Raw genomic sequence first — 1,494 nt, 5'->3', positions numbered from 1 at the left:
GTCGAAAGCGGCCATATTGACCCCGAAGAAAGAACAGTTGTATATGTAACAGGTAATGGTCTAAAAGCACAGGAAACTATCGCAGGAGCACTTGATAGTCCTAGATCAATAAAGCCCACATATTCCGAATTCACGAAGAAGTTTAGCAACATAGCGAAAAAGCAAGAACTAACACATCAAGAGGTGAACTAAAATGGTATCTATAAGATTCTCATCAGCATTGAACAATCTAACAAGAACAAGGTCAACAAACATCGATCTGGGTGATACTACAATAAAGACCCTTTTTGATAGACTTACTGCTGAGTATGGCGAAGAGTTTGAAAAGCGCCTGCTTCAGGACGGACAGGTACGAAGGTTCGTCAATGTCTATGTCAACGGGGAAGATATAAGGCATCTTTCAGGTCTTGACACCGAAATAACCGATGCAGACGAAATTTCAATATTACCGGCAGTAAGCGGAGGATGATCTTAAAAAGAACAGGGGAGAGCAGGTTTTGGAAAGAGGATACATTCGGTAACCTGCAATTCCTTAAAAGTGGTGGCTATATGAAGAAACTTAGGATAGGACACCTTTCGACCATGTATCATACCTCATTCATACTGATGGGCATGGACTGGCTTGAAAAAGCAGGTATAGAAACTGAATGGAAACTCTTCGGAGGAGGGCCTGCAATTGTCCGTGCATTCGAGGACCACGAGCTGGATATCGGATACATCGGCCTTCCCCCTGCGATGATAGGAATCGATCACGGCTTACAGATCAAATGCATCGCTGGTGGACATGTTGAAGGAACAGTGATGATCGCCACACCCGAATTTCTGACACTAGAAGAATGCAGAAATGACCGGACACTTTTTTTGAATCAATTTAAAGGGACTACAATAGCCTGCCCTCCGGCTGGTTCTATCCATGATGTAATTATAAGGAACTATGTCAAAGAAGCAGGTCTTGAGAATGATATTGATGTTCTCAACTACGAGTGGGCTGACATGATCCCCGAAGCCATAGCAGACGGGGAGATAAAGGTTGCAGTAGGAACTCCATCATTGGCCATCGTGGCAAAAAGATACTGTGATGCAAACATAGTGATCCCGCCTGAAAGACTGTGGCCTGATAATCCAAGTTACGGGATAGTTGCGACCTGTGACATGATCGAGAACTTGCCGGAGACCCTTTTAAAATTAATAGAGTTGCACGAGAAGGCCAGTTTATTCATTCGCAAGGACACTGAAGAGGCATCAAAGTTGGTTGCTGAGACCATCGAGATCATTGATGCAGATTTTGTAAATGATATGTATAAAGTGTCACCAAAATACTCTGCGGGTATATCAGAAGATTATATTGGATCGACCATGAGATTTGTAGATGTGTTGAACGAACTCGGATATATCTCAAAGAAGCTCGAGCAAAAGGACATTTTCGACCTTCGTTTTGTTGAAGAATTAAGACTTTGAATTTTTTTTATTTTTTTAAAAAAAAGGTGAAAGACC

The 1,494-nt window shown here is 42.2% G+C and carries 2 protein-coding genes and 1 pseudogene; all 3 read left to right on the top strand.

All coding sequences use genetic code 11. From position 1 onward, the window contains the following. A pseudogene (locus KDK67_RS14060) lies at window positions 1–192 on the top strand (hypothetical protein); the annotation flags it as partial. A gap of 1 nt (window position 193) precedes the next feature. Then, on the top strand, window positions 194–469 hold the full coding sequence (locus tag KDK67_RS14055) for a ubiquitin-like small modifier protein 1 (protein WP_250869472.1): 276 nt from the start codon (window positions 194–196) through the stop codon (window positions 467–469). Next, window positions 466–1,458 (top strand): ABC transporter substrate-binding protein, encoded by a 993-nt coding sequence (locus tag KDK67_RS14050; RefSeq protein ID WP_250869471.1) that lies wholly within the window; start codon window positions 466–468, stop codon window positions 1,456–1,458. The genes KDK67_RS14055 and KDK67_RS14050 overlap by 4 nt, the downstream gene beginning before the upstream one ends. The last annotated feature ends 36 nt before the right edge of the window (window positions 1,459–1,494 follow it).

Source organism: Methanococcoides seepicolus (assembly GCF_023684405.1).
In the GTDB taxonomy this organism is placed as follows: Archaea; Halobacteriota; Methanosarcinia; order Methanosarcinales; family Methanosarcinaceae; genus Methanococcoides; species Methanococcoides seepicolus.
This window is presented reverse-complemented; position numbering and strand designations above follow the sequence as displayed.